Origin of the sequence: Gordonia sp. ABKF26 (genome assembly GCF_041103195.1) — a bacterium.
In the GTDB taxonomy this organism is placed as follows: Bacteria; Actinomycetota; Actinomycetes; order Mycobacteriales; family Mycobacteriaceae; genus Gordonia; species Gordonia terrae.
Genome location: NZ_JBGCVZ010000003.1, coordinates 5,483,627 through 5,498,848 on the forward strand (window position 1 = coordinate 5,483,627; position 15,222 = coordinate 5,498,848).

The following is a 15,222-nucleotide window of genomic DNA, read 5'->3' on the forward strand; positions in this document are numbered from 1 at the left end:
TCAGCCCTTCGGTCGCTTCAGGTACGCGACGTGCTGCTCGCCGGTCGGACCGGGCAGAACCGAAACCAGTTCCCAGCCATCGGCGCCCCACTGATCGAGGATCTGCTTCGTGGCGTGCGTCAGCAGCGGCACGGTCACGTATTCCCACGCGGTCACTTCACTCATGGACTCACCCTATCTGGCGACGGTGAATGGATAAGGTGTTGCCGTGGCCAATGAACAGGGCTCGCGATCCGGGTCGGGTGAGTCGCTCGATTCCGGCGTGACAGACGACGCTTCCGGCAGCGGTGCGACAGACGCTTCGTCCGTCGCGGGTGGGAACGAGTGGCCTGCGGCCGCCGCCCGCGCCCGCCTGCACTTCGTGTCCGGCAAAGGCGGCACCGGCAAGACCACGGTCGCGGCCGCGCTGGCGCTGGCGCTGGCCGCCGACGGCAAGAAGGTCCTCCTCGTCGAGACCGAGGGACGCCAGGGCATCGCGCAGGTCTTCGACATCCCGCCGTTGCCGCCGACCGACACCCGCATCGCGACGGCCGAGGGCGGCGGCGAGGTGTCCGCGCTGGCCATCGACATCGAGCATGCCCTGCTCGAGTACCTCGACATGTTCTACAACCTCGGCTTCGCCGGCCGCGCGATGAAGCGGATCGGTGCCATCGACTTCGTCACGACCGTCGCTCCCGGCCTTCGCGACGTGTTGCTCACCGGCAAGATCAAAGAGCGGATCATCCACACCGACAAGCAGGGCAACCGTGTGTACGACGCGGTGGTCGTGGATGCCCCGCCGACCGGACGCATCGGGAATTTCCTCGACGTCACGCAGGCGATGGCCGATCTCGCCAAGACCGGCCCGATCCGCAACCAGAGCGAAGGCGTGGTCCGGCTCCTGCATTCGGAGGAGACGATCATCCACCTCGTGACGCTCCTCGAGGCCATGCCGATCCAGGAGACCATCGAGGCCATCGACGAGCTCCGGGGCAAGAACCTCACTCTGGGCAGCCTCGTCATCAACCGCGTGAGCGCGCCCCATCTGCCCGCCGACGTGATCGACGAGATCGCCGAGGGCCGGATCGACGCGGGGCGAGTGGAGGACAGCCTGACCGCGGCCGGACTCAAGCTCGCCGACGGGGATCTGGCCGGCCTGCTCACCGAGACCATCGAGCACGCGACCCGGCTGCAGGCGCAGCAGATCGCCAAGGCGCAGCTCGACGAGGTCGAATTGCCGACGCTCGAACTCCCGTCCCTCGGCGACGGCGTCGACCTGGGATCCATCTACGAGCTGGCCAACCTCCTCCAGAAAGCGGGTGCGTGATGCCACTCGACCTCAAGATGGGCTCGGTGCTCACCGATCCGTCGACGCGCGTCGTGATCTGTTGTGGCGCGGGCGGAGTCGGCAAGACGACCACCGCGGCCGCGATGGCCATGTACGCCGCCGAGCAGGGCCGGACCGTGGCGGTGCTGACGATCGACCCGGCCAAGCGTCTGGCCCAGTCCCTCGGGATGTCCGAACTCACCAACGATCCGCAACCGGTGGCGATCGACGGCAAGGGCACGCTCGACGCGATGATGCTCGACATGCGACGCACCTTCGACGAGATGGTGCTCGAGTACTCCTCCCCCGAGCGGGCCGAGGCGATCATGGAGAACGCCTTCTATCAGACCGTGGCCTCGTCGTTCTCCGGCACGCAGGAGTACATGGCGATGGAGAAGCTCGGCAAGCTGCTGGAACAGGACCACTGGGATCTGATCGTCGTCGACACCCCGCCGTCGCGGAACGCGCTCGACTTCCTCGACGCGCCACAGCGACTGGGTTCGTTTCTCTCCGGCCGCCTGATGAAGGTGCTGGTCGGCGGCGGCCGCGGGGTCGGCCGCATGGTCACCGGCGCGATGAGCCTGGCCATGCGCGGTGTCGCGACGATCATCGGCGGCGACATGCTCCGCGACGTCGCGATGTTCGTGCAGTCGCTGGACTCGATGTTCGGCGGCTTCCAGGACCGTGCCGCGAAGACCTACGCCCTGCTCAAGCAGCCGGGCACCCAGTTCGCGGTCGTCGCCGCCGCGGAGGCCGACGCCCTGCGGGAGGCCGCGTTCTTCGTCGACCGCCTGTCCGAGGAGTCGATGCCGCTCGCCGGGTTGATCCTCAACCGGACCCATCCGAACCTGACGTCGATCCACGAGGAGGCCGCGTTGGTCGCCCTCGACTCGGTGACCGACGACCTCACCCGGGGAGTCCTCCGGATTCACGCCGATCGGGCGGCCACCGGGAAACGCGAACTCCATCTGCTGCAACGATTCACGGCGTCGCATCCGCGGGTACCGATCGTCGGGGTGCCGGCGCTGCCGTTCGAGGTCGCGGACGTGACCGCGCTGCGAGCGGTGGCCGAGCAGATCACCGGCCGCGGCTGATCACTGCTCCCCCTGAGTTCAGACCGCGTCGCGGTGGCGCCGACGCTGCGCGGCGAAGAACGCCGACCAGGATGTGACCTCGGGGTGCTGGCGGAGGAGTGCACGGCGCTGGCGTTCGGTCAATCCGCCCCACACGCCGAACTCGACACGGTTGTCGAGCGCGTCGGCGCCGCATTCGAGCTGCACCGGGCAGTGGCGGCAGATCGTGGCGGCTTTGCGCTGGGCCGCGCCTCGCACGAACAGATCGTCGGGGTCTCCCGCTCTACACCGCGCCTGAGCAACCCACGCCAAGCGATCCTCTTCGTTGGAAACTGCCGCTGTCGCCATCCGCCACCCCTACCTGTCGTATCTGCGTAGCTGCGAGAACGTCTCAACCTCGCTGCTCAAGCCACATTTGCAGCGAACTGTTAAGTGAGTCACATTCTGCACTCAATCTAGGGATCTGTGCTGGGGGGCGCAACCCCTGGAAGCAACAAAGTGGGACAACCGTGCAAACTCATCTGTTCGGACGGTCCGCGATCACCCTGTCGCGCGGACGCACCCCGCCGCCCCGGGAACGCCGGTCGAGCCGGTCGTCGCCGTCGCCGCGGGCGAGTGCAGGGAGGTGTTCGGGAGGAACGCACGTATCCTGTCGGGGTGATGTCGAAGAAACTGTGGTCGCTGGCGTGGGCGAGCCTGCTGGCCGGAGTTCTCGTCGCCGGTCTGCTCTATCCCGTGGCCAGCGGAATCGGGGTCGTCTCCAACCGAGCGGCGGCCGCGGTCGAGAACGTGTCCTCCGAACTCCTCAACGGCACGTTGCCAGAGGTCACCACGATGACCGATGTCGACGGGAAGCCGATCGCGGTGCTGTTCGACCAGTACCGCTATCAGGTGGGCTACAACGACATCTCGCCCGACATGATCCGCGCGATCATCTCGGTCGAGGACCGACGGTTCCTCGAACACGACGGCGTCGACTGGAAGGGCACCATCCGTGCCGCTCTGAAGAACTCGTCGTCGGGCGAGGTCCAGCAGGGTGCGTCGACCCTCGATCAGCAGTACATCAAGAACTACCAGCTCCTCGTGCTCGCCCGGACCGAGGCCGATCGCCAGGCCGCGGTGGAGACCACGCCCGCGCGCAAGCTCCGCGAGGTGCGGATGGCGCTGACCCTCGAGCAGACCCTCATCGATCAGGCCAAGCGCGACAAGGGACTCGACGACGCCGCTGCCAAGCAGGAGGCGAAGAAGCAGATCGTCACCCGGTACCTGAACGTGGTGCCGTTCGGCAACAACGCCTACGGCATCGAGGCCGCCGCGCAGACCTACTTCGGCATCCCCGCCAAGGACCTCAGGGTCGAGCAGGCCGCGCTGCTCGCCGGCATGGTCCAGTCCAGCTCCGCGCTGAACCCGTACTCCAACCCCGAGGCCTCCCTCGCCCGCCGGAACGTCGTGCTGGACACGATGATCGAGAACTTCCCGGAACGGCGTGACGAGCTGATCGCGGCCAAGGAGAAGCCGCTCGGCGTGCTGCCGCGTCCGCAGACCCCGACGCAGGGATGCATCGCGGCGGACAACAACGGCTTCTTCTGCGACTACGCCCTGCAGTTCCTGGCCGAGAACGGCATGTCCCGCAACTCGGTCCTGCGCGGCGGCTACATCATCCAGACCACGCTCGACCCCGAGGTCCAGCGTTCCACCGTGCGCGCGGTCAAGGCACAGGCCAGCCCGACCGCCGACGGTGTCGCCGACGTGATGAGCACGCTGCGCCCCGGCAAGAAGTCGCACGACGTGCTGTCGATGGCGTCGAGCCGCGATTACGGCCTCGACCTCGGCGCCGGCGAGACGATGCAACCCCAGCCGTTCTCGATGGTCGGCGACGGCGCCGGCTCGGTGTTCAAGATCTTCACCGTCGCCGCCGCGATGGAGAAGGGTCTCGGCGCGGGATCCAACATCCCCGTCCCCGGCTCCATCGCCGTGGAGGGCATGGGCAACAGCGGTGGGGCCAACGGATGTCCCGTCAACGCCTACTGCGTCAAGAACGACGGCCGGTATCCGGCCTCGATGTCGGTGACCAACGCCCTGGCGCAGTCGCCGAACACCGCGTTCGTGAAGCTGCTCCAGCAGGTCGGCGTCAAGCCCGCGGTCGACATGGCCGTTCGCCTGGGCCTGCGCTCGTACACCATCCCCGGATCGTCGGGTTACGGCGAGAAGAGCATGGCCCAGTACGTCAAGGACGGGAACTTCGGCTCCTTCACCCTCGGCCCCCTGCCGCTCAACGGTCTCGAACTCGCCAATGTCGCCGCGACCATCGCGTCGGGCGGCACGTGGTGCCCGCCGAACCCGATCAAGGCCATCAGCCGGATCAAGCGGGACCAGTACGGCAACCCGGTCATCGGACCGGACGGCCAGCGCGCCCTGACCGCGGTCCCGTTCACCCCTCCCCCGTGTGAGCAGGTCGTGGACGAGGGACTTGCACACACCCTCGCCAACGCGATGAGCAAGGACGACGTGGGCGGCGGTACCGCGGCCGGTGCGGCCGGCTCGGCGGGCTGGACCCTGCCGATGTCGGGCAAGACCGGTACCACCGAGGCGCACCGCTCGTCGGCCTTCGTGGGCTTCACCAACCAGATCGCCGGTGCCGCCTACGTCTACAGCGACGGCCCCAACCCGCAGGGCGTGTGCAGCAGCCCGCTGCGGTCCTGCTACGACGGCGATCTCTATGGCGGCATGGAACCGGCCCGGACGTGGTTCCAGGCCGTCCGGCCGGTGGCCACGAAGTTCGGTCCCGTCAACCTGCCCCCGGTCGATCGGGAGTACTGGAACGGGAGCGATCGAGGGCGCATCCCGCAGGTCAGCGGTCTCCCCGCGAGCGAGGCCACGTCCCGTTTGCAGGGCGCCGGATTCAAGGTCAGCGAACTCGACGTCGACAGCGGACGTCCGCAGGGCACCGTGGTCTTCACCGCACCGTCCGACTCGGCCATGCCCGGCAGCACCGTGACGATCTACGTCAGCAACGGCCGCCGTGCCGGTGGCGACGACGGCGGTCCCACCGAGACGACGGTCGTCGTGCCCGGCGTCGGTCCGGTGGTGATCCAGCTCCCGGGCTGATCGCGATCGGACGGTCGACGACCCGCCCGCGCCGCCGGCGAAACGGGGGCGGAACCGGCGCGCGGGATGCGTATCCTGGGGGGATGCAGCACTCCGAACTCGACATCGCACGCCTCGGCATCCCCCGCCTCGGTCCGTCCGGTTCCGGGGTACCCGTCCGCGCTCTGGCCGGCGCCGCGGGACTCGCCGCGGCCGGGCTGTTCTACTCGACGGTGATCGAGCGCAACGCATTCGCGCTGCGACACACGACGCTGTCGGTCCTCGAACCCGGCGCCTCCCCGCTGCGGGTCCTGCACATCAGCGATCTGCACATGATGCCCGGCCAGCGGCTGAAGCAGGCGTGGATCGCCGAGCTCGAGGCGCTCGAACCGGACCTCGTCGTCAACACCGGAGACAATCTCGCGCACCCGCAGGCGGTCCCGTCGGTGATCCAGGCGCTCGGCGGCCTGCTGTCGCGGCCCGGCCTGTTCGTGTTCGGGTCCAACGACTACTTCGGCCCCAAGCCCAAGAACCCGCTCAAGTACTTCAAGAAAGACCACCAGCGCACGCAGGGCGAACCGCTGCCGTGGCAGGACCTGCGGGCCGCGTTCACCGAACGTGGATGGCTCGACGCGACGCACACCGTCCGCGAACTCGAGGTCAGCGGCGTACGGGTCGTCGCGGCCGGCGTCGACGATCCACACATCGAGCGGGACCGCTACGAGACGATCGCCGGACGCCCCAACCCACTGGCCCATCTGCGGCTCGGTCTGACCCACTCGCCCGAGCCGCGGGTCCTCGACCGGTTCGCCGCCGACGGTTATGACCTGGTCACGGCCGGTCACACGCACGGTGGGCAGCTCTGTCTGCCGTACTTCGGCGCGCTGGTGACGAACTGCCAGCTCGATCGGTCCCGGGTGAAGGGCCCGTCGAGCTGGGGCTCCTCGATGAAACTGCACGTGAGCGCCGGCCTGGGTACCTCGCCGTACGCTCCGGCACGCTTCTGCTGCCGTCCGGAGGCCAGCCTTCTCACCCTCACGCCCGTGTCCCACGGCGACGCCGACTACGACGCCGACCAGTCGCTGCCGCAGCTGGCCCGGGAGACCATGTGAGCGCTGACCTTCATCCCCGTGTGAAGGTCCTCGCTTTCGACACCTTCGGGACGGTCACCGACTGGTTCACCGGCATCTCCGACTCCGTCCGCGAGACCGTCCCGGGTGTCGACGCCGCGTCGTTCGCCAAGGACTGGCGGCGCCGCTATTCGCCGATCCTGGCTCGCGTCGAATCCGGCGAGCTGCCGTGGCGCCGCCTCGACGATCTGCAGACCGAGACCCTGCAGGAGGTCGCCGCGCTGCACGACGTGTCGCTCGACGACACTCAGTCCCGCTCTCTCGTCCGCGCCTGGCGGACGATCCCCGGCTGGCCCGACGCCGCCGACGGCCTCCGGCGCCTCAAACGCGACCACATCATCTGCGCGCTGAGCAACGGGACCGTCGCCCTGCTCACCGACATGGCCCGGCACAACGGATTCCCCTGGGACGTCATCGGCGGTTCCGACCTCTGGCGGCACTACAAGCCGGCGCGCGAGACCTATTGCGGGCTGGCCGATCTCCTCGAGGTCGAACCAGCCGAGGTGATGATGGTGGCAACCCACCAGAGCGATCTCGACGCCGCCCGGTCCTTCGGACTGCGGACGGCGTTCATCGAGCGGCCCGACGAGTGGGGCGGGGACGAGAAAGACGACTCCGGTTCGCCGGACAACGACTACCACGCCACGGATCTGCTCGACCTCGCGCGTCAGCTGAGCCGCGCCGAGAGCGTCGCCCCCGGATGACCCTCGAGGACCTGCTGCGCTGGGAGGACTCCGGGGCGTCGTGGCGGGTGGTCCACCACGGACCGGCCGGGGTGACGCTGGGCCTGCTCCGCTGCGACGGTGGCGAGGAAGTCGACCGCGTCCTCACCGACGACCCGATCATCCTGGCCCACATCGGTGGTCGGCTCTCCTCGGAGGAAGAGCCGGAGTGACCCGGCGACCTGCGGAAACGAGGAGACCCCGACCGGATGTCTCCGGTCAGGGTCTCTTCTGCAATCTCAACCTTGCGTCGGGGTGGCGGGATTCGAACCCACGACCTCTTCGTCCCGAACGAAGCGCGCTACCAAGCTGCGCCACACCCCGTGTGTAGCCTGCGATAGCTTATACCCCACTGTGGTCGAGTACTAAATCGCCTGGTCAAAGATGTGCCCGGTCTGGCTCGAATGCTGTGCGAAAGTGCCTCCCGCACCTCATTCTTGTTGTGGTCCATCCGTACCAGTGCCGCCGCGCCGTCGGTCGGGACCAGGGAGTCGGCGTACAACCACTGAAAGGACACGCCAACCATGAGCGCTTCCCCGGATCAGCAGGCCAACTCGTCTGCCAAGCAGGGTTTCGCATTCGGGATCGCGATCGTAGCCGCCGCGCTGCTCTTCGTAGCCGGCTTGGTCTCGATCTTCCAGGGCATCTCAGCCATCGCCAACGATGAACTGTTCGTCGCCGGACCCCAGTACATCTGGCAGTTCGACCTCACCACCTGGGGCTGGATCCACCTGATCCTCGGCATCGTCGGGGTCCTGGTCGCCGGTGGCCTCGCCGTGGGCGCCGACTGGGCGCGCATCTCCGCGATCATCATCGCGTCGCTGTCGATCATCGCGCAGTTCCTGTGGCTGCCCTACTACCCCGCGTGGGCCATCCTGATCATCGTCCTGGATCTGATCGTGATCTGGGCCGTCTCCACCTGGAATCCCACCAACGAATACAACCTGTGACCGACCGGCCACTGACGCAGTGAGAACACTTCGCTGAGACGAGGGCTGCGGGGACCGACCAATCCACGACGCGCATCCGGTCCGAATCGTCTGGTGACGCTGCTCCACCTCGAGAGCCGCGCGACGACGTTTCGCCCGAAAGGAACACCATCCGCATCACCCGGTCCCTTGCAGCCCTTGTCGCAGGCGTAGTCCTCAGCGTCGGCTTCGCATCCGGAGCCGGCCCGGCGCAAGCGGCGCCGCTGGCCCCCGTGGCGAAGGTCGAGGTGGACCGTTACCTCGGTAAGTGGTGGCAGCTGGCGACAGTGCCGTCGTTCTTCGGCGTCACCTGCGCCCGGGACACCAGCGCGACCTACACCTACATCGACGCCACGACGATCGGCGTCGACAACCAGTGCACCGGCCCCACCGGCATGCGCGGAGGCGTCGTCGGGCGCGCGACCGTCGTCGACCCGCAGACCAATGCGCAACTGAGCGTTCGCTTCCCGCAGACCCCGGGCAGCATCAACCCCGGCGGCGCGCCCAACTACATCGTCGCCTATCTCGAGGACGGCCCGAACCCGACCGGCCCCTACCGGTATGCGATCGTCGGTGATCCCACCCGGGGATCGGGATTTCTGCTCTCCCGCGACAAGGTGGTCCCCAACTCGGAGCTGCGTCGATTGACCAAGGAGATCGAGAAGGTCGGGTACAACCCGTGCACCTTCCTGGTGTCTCCGACCACCGGCGGACGCAGCGACTACTCGCCCTTGTGCACGGTGTGACGGCCACCGTCAGACGATGACCACAGACTCCGGCGCAGGCACGAAAGTGTTTGCGCCGGAGCTTTTTCAGCTTGCCTCGGCGTCCGGCCCGGGCATCGGCGCGGTGCGGCGGAACTCGTCGGGGGTGCAGCCGAACTTCGACCGGAAACGGTTGCGCATCGTCGCCGTCGAGGCGAAGCCGGACGCGTGCGCGATGGCCTCGAGTTTCAGATTGCCCGGCCCCATGAGCAATCCCTGGGCCCATTCCAGGCGGCGGTCGGCGATCATCTCCGCGAGCGAGGTGGTGCCGCCGGCGAGGACCCGGTAGAGGTGCCGGCGACTCACGTGCAGGTGCCGGGCGACGATCTCGACGCTGAAGTCGGGATCACGGAAGTTGCGCTCGATGAGGTCGGTGACCGCGGCGCGCAAGTACCGCTCACTCGTCCGCATATCCGACCGCGGAGCACCCGAATTCGATTCCGGCACTACGCGTATCGACTGCACGTCCCGACCATTGAGGATTGCGGTCACCTGGGTTCCTTCCACACGAAGACTGCTCCCACCCGATACACGAGCTTATCGACGCTCACGTCGCCGGTCTTGGGCCTTTGGTCCCACTTTCAAGGATTCTGGTCCCGGGATCGTGCTGCGCCACGACGGGTTCCGTGAGCCGGGGCGGCGCCAGACCGGGTCAGACGTCCAACTCTGGAGGCCGGCGGGAGCACGCGTCGTAGGGTGAGAACCGTGACCACCGACGACGCCGCAGACGCACGACGCGTCGAGCTCCGGGCGGCCGCGCTCAGGATCGCCGATGAGGTCTTGTTCCCGGCGGCCGGAGAGGTGGACCGCACCGGCACAGTGCCCGAAGCGCACTGGCAGGCGCTCGCCGACGCCGGCCTGTACGGGATGGCCGCGCCGGTCGAGGCCGGTGGGCCGGGACTCGAGTTCGGTCAGATCACCGAGATCCTGGAGGTACTGACCAGCGGTTGTCTCGCCACCGCCTTCACCTGGATTCAGCATCACGGCGTCGTGGTGGCCCTGTCCCGGACCACGAACGCCGACCTACGAGCGGAATTCCTCGAAGCGACCGTGGCCGGACGACTGCGTGCGGGGGTCGCCTATGCCGGGGTCGTCCCCACGCCGCCACGGATGTCCGCGACGGCCACCGCCGACGGCTGGCTGCTCACCGGTCACGCTCCCTTCGTCAGCGGCTGGGGCGACCTCGACCTCCTGCAGATCTCGGCACGCGACGCCGGCACCGACGATGTCGTGTCCGCGATCGTGCGCATGTCCGATCTCCTCGACGGCTCGTCGGCCCGCGCGGTGCAGGCCACACCCGTCGACCTGTCCGCTGCCGCCGGGACGAAGACGGTGTCGCTGCACGTCGACGGCCTCATCGTCCCCGTCGATCGGGTGGTGACCCGAGTGGGCCTCGCGGAGTTCTTCACGAACCAGAACGTCGGAGTCCGGCTCAACGGCACCCTCCCGTTCGGACTCCTGCGCCGATGCACCGCGCTGCTCGACGTCAGCGGGCACGACCGTGAAGCCCGTGCGCTGCGTGAACGCGCCGACGTCGTGCGAACCGCACTCGACGCCGGGATGGCGGATGCCACCGCGTTGCTGGCAGCCCGGGCCGACGCCGCCCGCCTGGCACTCGACGCCGCCGCCGCGCTGGTGTCCGCGGACGGCGGACGCGCACTCGTGCGCGGGAGTCATTCCGAGCGACTGTTCCGCGAAGCCGCGTTCATCCTGGTCGCCGCGAGTCGACCGGAGCTGAAAAACGCGCTGCTGCAGCTCTTCAGCGGTAGGTGAAGTCGCGCAGGAAGATGGCCTCGGCCAGCGCGATCCGTTCGATCTCCGAAGGGTCGACGCTCTCGTTGGGTGCGTGGATCAGGCAGCGCGGCTCCTCGACACCGAAGAGCATGATCTCGGCGTCGGGGTACAGCGACTGGAGAACGTTGCACAACGGGATCGACCCGCCCTGTCCCTGGATCAGCACCTCACTGCCGTAGGCGGTCGACATCGCGTCGGTGAGTGTGTCGTACGCCGGGCCGCTGGTGGACCCGACGAACGGCGCCCCGACCGCCTCGCGTTCGAAGGACACCCGTGCGTTCCAGGGCGTGACCCCGCGGAGATGCTCGATCAGTGCGTCCTGCGCATGCGTGGGGTCCATCCCCGGCGGCACCCGGAGATTGATCCGCGCCCGCGCCCGCGGCTGCACGGCCGCCGACGATCCGACCACCGGTGGGCAGTCGATACCGAGCACCGTGGCGGCCGGACGCGCCCACACCATGTCCGACACCGATCCCGATCCGACCAGTTCGACCCCGTCGAGAACCGTTGCATCGCCACGGAATCGCTCGGGCGGGTAGGACACCCCAGACCAGCGGGCGTCGGCGTCGAGTCCACTGACGGTGGTGTTGCCGCGCTCGTCACGCAGGGTGGCGAGCATCGAGATGAGGGCGGCGAGGGCATCCGGCGCGGCGCCGCCGAACATCCCGGAGTGCATGGCCGACCCGAGCGTCTCCACCGACACCACGATGTTCGCGATACCCCGCAGGGTGGTCGTCAGGCTCGGTTTCCCGACGGCGAAGTTGCCGGAGTCCGCGATCAGGATGGCATCGGCCGCAAGCAGTTCCGGATTCCGGACCGCGAAGTCCTCGAGGCCGCCGGTCCCCTGCTCCTCCGAGCCCTCACCGATGATCTTCACCGTCACCCCGGCCCGGCCGGCAAGTGCCCGCAGCGCGGTGAGGTGTACCGCGATGTTGCCTTTGCAGTCCGCCGCTCCGCGCCCGAACCAGCGACCGTCGCGCTCGGTCAATTCCCACACGGGAGAATCCCATTCGTCGTCACCGAGGGGCGGTTGGACGTCGTGGTGAAAGTAGAGCAGGACGGTCGGTGCGCCCTCCGGGCCGGGAATCGATCCGGTGATCGCCTTGCTCCCGTCGCTCGTGACATGTGCGGCGATGTCCTCCACGCCGACATCCCGGAACGCCGACAGCAGCCAGTCGACCATCCCGTCGCACTCCTCGACGGGGAACTGATGCGGATCGTGCACCGACCGGAAACCGACCATCTCCGCGAGATCTGACCTCGCCTGCGGCATCAGCGCGGCCACCTGGTCACGCAGTTCGACGTCCCTGTCGTTTTCTCGCGCAGTCGATTTCACCGGCGATCTCCCGTCTGTCCTCGAATCGGGCGGTCCCGGCCGAACGGACGGGACTCAGCTCTTTCCCTCGGCCGCCAGGTCGTACACCTCGAGTTCGCCGCGGCCGATGGCCTCCATCATCCTCGAATGGTCGGAGTCGTTGAGATCCGCGTAGCCGATCGAGAACTCGGCGATGGCCTCGCCGAAGCCCTTGGTGGTCTCCAGGTACTCGGCGATCCGGAAGCGGCTCGCGGTGCGCGCATGCGCCTGACCCAGGACCAGACCGCACAACTGCGCATACAACTTCATGCCCTCCGGGCTCAGGGCCTCGACGACCACCGAACCCTTGCCATCCCGCAGTTGGCGCACGTAGAAGTCGCGTCGCTCGCCGTTCTCGTCGGTCCCCGTCGACCAGCCGAGGAACAGATCGCTGGTCGCCTGGAGCAGTCGCTGACCCTCGACCACCCGCTGGCCCTGGTTGTCGAAGCCGGACGCAGGCACATGGTCGGCGAGAACCGAGCGTTGCGCTTCCTTGACCTGGAGGAAGAGCGGGTCACCCATCTCCTTGCCGGTGAGCAGGATGATCCATGCCCGCGTACCGACGCTGCCGACTCCCACCACCTTGAACGCGATGTCGACGATCTCGAACTGGTCGAGGAGCGCCGCCACGTGCAGGGGCACGGTGTCGCGGTAGGCACTGATCCGCTCGCGGACCCGCTCCGCGACGACGTCGGCGGTCTCCGCCGGGAACCGTTCGTGCAGGGGCACCAGAAGCGGAGGGTCACTGCGGATGTGCGCCGTACCGTCGGCGTCGATCACGCAGAGCTTCGCAAGGGCCTGGGCACTGTCGCGGTGACGCGCCTTCTTGAGGGCCTTCTGCGTACGCTCACTCATCGACGTGTCGAGCTTCGGACCGAAATCCGTCAGGAAGTCGTCGGCGTCGATGCCGGCGTACCAGTTCTCGAGCGTCGTCTGCGTGGCGCTGCGCGCGATGGCCCGCCGGTACGACTTGGCGACGGTCTTGGCGACCTTGCGGTTGATCGCGTCGTCGAATCCGTTGTTGCGTCCGGCGATCGCGAAGCTCGCCGCGAGGCGTTTGACGTCCCACTCGAACGGGCCGACGTGCGTCTCGTCGAAGTCGTTGAGGTCGAACACCATTCGACGTTCGGGGCTGAAGAAGAGACCGAGATTGCTGAGGTGTGCGTCGCCACAGAGTTGCGTGATGATCCCGGTGTCCGGGGTTCGCGACAGATCGTCGGACATCACCGCGGCCGCACCGCGGTAGAAGGTGAACGGGGTGGCCGACATCCGGGCGTGCCGCACCGGGATCAGGTCGGCGACCCGGGTCTGTGCCTGCGCCGCCAGGATTTTCAGCGGGTCGGCGCGCTCGGTCGGCGTGGGGCACGCGGCGAGTTCGGCAGCGGTGGGCAGGGTGGAGAGGGATGTCGCCACGGGCGCTCCTTCACGTCGGTGCGGCCCCGCCACCGGGCGGAGTTGCAGTTCTCCGGGTCCCGTTCGGAACCCGCGGTGAACCGCCGCGAACGACGTCCGTCCGGCCCGGACCGCATGGTGACGTCGGAGTCACTGATACGACACGAACCAGGGGGACGGGCGCACCGCCAGCGTGGTCGCGGGCGAGAACGTCGGCTTGTCCTCCGTGTAGAAATTCTTCCAGCCCATCCACATCCCCGCCGGGAGATCGGTGACCAATCTGCGCCAGGTTTCCATCTTGACGTCCGGGGTGCCGTGCCCGTCGGCGTGCAGAACCACCTGCAACTCGTCGCGGTCGGTCACGATCGCGGGCCGATCGTCGAGCATCCCGGCGTCGAACTGGTGCAGCACGAACAATTTCTGCGGGAGGCGGCGGCTTCGGACGAGTCCGGCGAGCCACTCCGAGGTCCGGTTGACCTCCCCGGCCCCGACCGAGCCGATCTGGGTGAGATGGACCTGATCGGGTTCGAGCCGCCACTCGGGGTCCAGCGCCAGGCCGACATGCGGCTGGGCCAGCAGGTCGGCGTAGCGACGCGCCTGCGTCAGGAAGTCCATGCGCCCCGGTTGGAGGTCGAGGGTCACGTAGACCCCGGCGCGGCCGGCGGCCTCGACCCAGGGCCGCAGGGTCTCCGGATCGATCATGTTCGTGTAGGTCGACCCCGGGCCCGGTTCGGCCGAGGCGACCGACGCGATGATCTCGAACGCCGGGACCACCGGTTCGGCACTCACCCGCTGATACTCGGCGGCGAGGCGACGCACCCGGTCTATCGACGCCGCGATGCCCTGCCGGCCGAGGGGACCGAGCGCCGGCGCGTCCGGCGAGCCGTACAACGCCACCATCCGCCTGCCCGGGAAGACGACCTGCCCACCGCCGGGCAGTTCCGGTGTGTCGCGGGCCAGTTCGACGCGCCGGGCGAACTCCTCGGTGGTGCCGAAGCCGGGTCCCACCGCCCGCACGGCGGCCGGTTCGGACGCGGCCGCCTCGATCGTGGCCACCGACTCGGCGGTCGCACGCGGGTCGGGTACCGGCACCTCGACGACACGTGCCGCCGACCGTGCCGTCATGATCGCGTCGGCCGGGGCGTCGCGGGTCAGCATCACCACCGGTGCGGTCCCCGACCTCGAGGCGTTGCCCCGCAGGTCGTCGAGAGCCGCCGAGATACGCGGCGACGGGATGCCATCGACCCGACCGAGCCGGACCTCGGTCTCGACCCCGAGTCGTCGGAGTTCGTCGGTGACGCTGGGCGCCGTCTGCGGGGTCACGGCCAGGACCGGCACGTGCTTGTCCTGTGCGACACGTGCTGCAGCGGCCCGGCCGGCGGCGTCGTCGAGTGCGTCGGGACCCACCAGGATCGCCTCGTCGGATCGGGCGTACAGCTCGCGACTGAGCTGAACGGACTCCGGTGCATCGCCGGAGAGCACGCCGACGCCCGGCGGCGGGTTCGTATACGCACCGATCCCGGACGCCCCGACGCCTGAAGCCCCGACACCGGTTGCCGAAGCGCTCACGACGAGGCCGACGACCACGCACACGATCGACGTCCAGATCACCCGACCGGTCACCCGCGCACC

The 15,222-nt window shown here is 68.4% G+C and carries 15 protein-coding genes and 1 tRNA gene; 9 read left to right on the plus strand and 7 right to left on the minus strand.

What is annotated here, in order from left to right:
- Positions 1-165, minus strand: coding sequence for a DUF4177 domain-containing protein (locus AB4Z55_RS25495; RefSeq protein WP_004022081.1), 165 nt, complete (start codon positions 163-165; stop codon positions 1-3).
- Between the two features lie 43 nt (positions 166-208).
- Here AB4Z55_RS25495 and AB4Z55_RS25500 point away from each other — a divergent pair, with 43 nt between their 5' ends.
- Entirely contained in the window at positions 209-1,306 is a 1,098-nt protein-coding gene (locus AB4Z55_RS25500; protein WP_004022080.1) for an ArsA-related P-loop ATPase, read from the plus strand.
- A complete protein-coding gene (locus tag AB4Z55_RS25505) occupies positions 1,306-2,400 on the plus strand; it encodes an ArsA family ATPase (protein ID WP_004022079.1) in 1,095 nt (364 codons plus the stop codon). Before AB4Z55_RS25500 ends, AB4Z55_RS25505 begins: the two co-directional genes overlap by 1 nt.
- 18 nt (positions 2,401-2,418) lie before the next feature.
- On the opposite strand, the gene AB4Z55_RS25510 is transcribed toward AB4Z55_RS25505, so the two are convergent.
- Positions 2,419-2,727 carry a WhiB family transcriptional regulator gene (locus AB4Z55_RS25510; protein WP_369520902.1) on the minus strand — a complete coding sequence of 103 codons (309 nt, stop codon included), beginning with the start codon at positions 2,725-2,727 and terminating at the stop codon, positions 2,419-2,421.
- A 312-nt stretch (positions 2,728-3,039) separates the two neighbouring features.
- On the opposite strand from AB4Z55_RS25510, the gene AB4Z55_RS25515 reads away from it, so the two are divergent.
- From AB4Z55_RS25515 to AB4Z55_RS25530, 4 genes are all read left to right on the plus strand, one after another.
- Positions 3,040-5,487 carry a penicillin-binding protein gene (locus AB4Z55_RS25515; protein WP_004022077.1) on the plus strand — a complete coding sequence of 816 codons (2,448 nt, stop codon included), beginning with the start codon at positions 3,040-3,042 and terminating at the stop codon, positions 5,485-5,487.
- Between the two features lie 83 nt (positions 5,488-5,570).
- Complete coding sequence (locus AB4Z55_RS25520) at positions 5,571-6,578, plus strand: metallophosphoesterase (protein ID WP_248644445.1); 1,008 nt, start codon at positions 5,571-5,573, stop codon at positions 6,576-6,578.
- Positions 6,575-7,300, plus strand: a complete 726-nt coding sequence (locus AB4Z55_RS25525) for a haloacid dehalogenase type II (protein WP_369520903.1) — start codon at positions 6,575-6,577, stop codon at positions 7,298-7,300. The genes AB4Z55_RS25520 and AB4Z55_RS25525 overlap by 4 nt, the downstream gene beginning before the upstream one ends.
- Positions 7,297-7,491 carry a hypothetical protein gene (locus AB4Z55_RS25530; RefSeq protein ID WP_354561416.1) on the plus strand — a complete coding sequence of 65 codons (195 nt, stop codon included), beginning with the start codon at positions 7,297-7,299 and terminating at the stop codon, positions 7,489-7,491. Before AB4Z55_RS25525 ends, AB4Z55_RS25530 begins: the two co-directional genes overlap by 4 nt.
- A 77-nt stretch (positions 7,492-7,568) precedes the next feature.
- Here the strand turns inward: AB4Z55_RS25530 and AB4Z55_RS25535 are convergent.
- Positions 7,569-7,642: transfer RNA gene (locus AB4Z55_RS25535), tRNA-Pro, on the minus strand.
- Between the two features lie 200 nt (positions 7,643-7,842).
- Here AB4Z55_RS25535 and AB4Z55_RS25540 point away from each other — a divergent pair.
- Both AB4Z55_RS25540 and AB4Z55_RS25545 read left to right on the plus strand, forming a co-directional pair.
- Positions 7,843-8,268, plus strand: coding sequence for a hypothetical protein (locus AB4Z55_RS25540; RefSeq protein WP_004023358.1), 426 nt, complete (start codon positions 7,843-7,845; stop codon positions 8,266-8,268).
- A 149-nt stretch (positions 8,269-8,417) separates the two neighbouring features.
- Positions 8,418-9,032 (plus strand): lipocalin family protein, encoded by a 615-nt coding sequence (locus AB4Z55_RS25545; protein WP_239401960.1) that lies wholly within the window; start codon positions 8,418-8,420, stop codon positions 9,030-9,032.
- Between the two features lie 66 nt (positions 9,033-9,098).
- Here AB4Z55_RS25545 and AB4Z55_RS25550 read toward each other — a convergent pair whose 3' ends face one another.
- Positions 9,099-9,542, minus strand: coding sequence for a helix-turn-helix transcriptional regulator (locus AB4Z55_RS25550; RefSeq protein ID WP_239401962.1), 444 nt, complete (start codon positions 9,540-9,542; stop codon positions 9,099-9,101).
- 213 nt (positions 9,543-9,755) lie between these two features.
- Here AB4Z55_RS25550 and AB4Z55_RS25555 point away from each other — a divergent pair, with 213 nt between their 5' ends.
- On the plus strand, positions 9,756-10,823 hold the full coding sequence (locus AB4Z55_RS25555) for an acyl-CoA dehydrogenase family protein (RefSeq protein ID WP_354561418.1): 1,068 nt from the start codon (positions 9,756-9,758) through the stop codon (positions 10,821-10,823).
- Here AB4Z55_RS25555 and AB4Z55_RS25560 read toward each other — a convergent pair.
- From AB4Z55_RS25560 to AB4Z55_RS25570, 3 genes are all read right to left on the minus strand, one after another.
- Positions 10,810-12,180, minus strand: a complete 1,371-nt coding sequence (locus AB4Z55_RS25560) for a dipeptidase (protein WP_354561419.1) — start codon at positions 12,178-12,180, stop codon at positions 10,810-10,812. The genes AB4Z55_RS25555 and AB4Z55_RS25560 overlap by 14 nt on opposite strands.
- 54 nt (positions 12,181-12,234) lie before the next feature.
- Positions 12,235-13,611, minus strand: coding sequence for a DUF2252 domain-containing protein (locus AB4Z55_RS25565; protein WP_354561420.1), 1,377 nt, complete (start codon positions 13,609-13,611; stop codon positions 12,235-12,237).
- A gap of 129 nt (positions 13,612-13,740) precedes the next feature.
- On the minus strand, positions 13,741-15,213 hold the full coding sequence (locus tag AB4Z55_RS25570) for a hypothetical protein (protein WP_354561667.1): 1,473 nt from the start codon (positions 15,211-15,213) through the stop codon (positions 13,741-13,743).
- Positions 15,214-15,222 lie beyond the last annotated feature (9 nt).

Excerpts from the sequence above, each read along its gene's own strand:
- AB4Z55_RS25495 (WP_004022081.1), bottom strand. The coding sequence starts at position 165 with ATGAGTGAAGTGACCGCGTGGGAATACGTGACCGTGCCGCTGCTGACG.
- AB4Z55_RS25505 (WP_004022079.1), top strand. The coding sequence starts at position 1,306 with ATGCCACTCGACCTCAAGATGGGCTCGGTGCTCACCGATCCGTCGACG.
- AB4Z55_RS25510 (WP_369520902.1), bottom strand. The coding sequence starts at position 2,727 with ATGGCGACAGCGGCAGTTTCCAACGAAGAGGATCGCTTGGCGTGGGTT.
- AB4Z55_RS25515 (WP_004022077.1), top strand. The coding sequence starts at position 3,040 with ATGTCGAAGAAACTGTGGTCGCTGGCGTGGGCGAGCCTGCTGGCCGGA.
- AB4Z55_RS25520 (WP_248644445.1), top strand. The coding sequence starts at position 5,571 with ATGCAGCACTCCGAACTCGACATCGCACGCCTCGGCATCCCCCGCCTC.
- AB4Z55_RS25530 (WP_354561416.1), top strand. The coding sequence starts at position 7,297 with ATGACCCTCGAGGACCTGCTGCGCTGGGAGGACTCCGGGGCGTCGTGG.
- AB4Z55_RS25540 (WP_004023358.1), top strand. The coding sequence starts at position 7,843 with ATGAGCGCTTCCCCGGATCAGCAGGCCAACTCGTCTGCCAAGCAGGGT.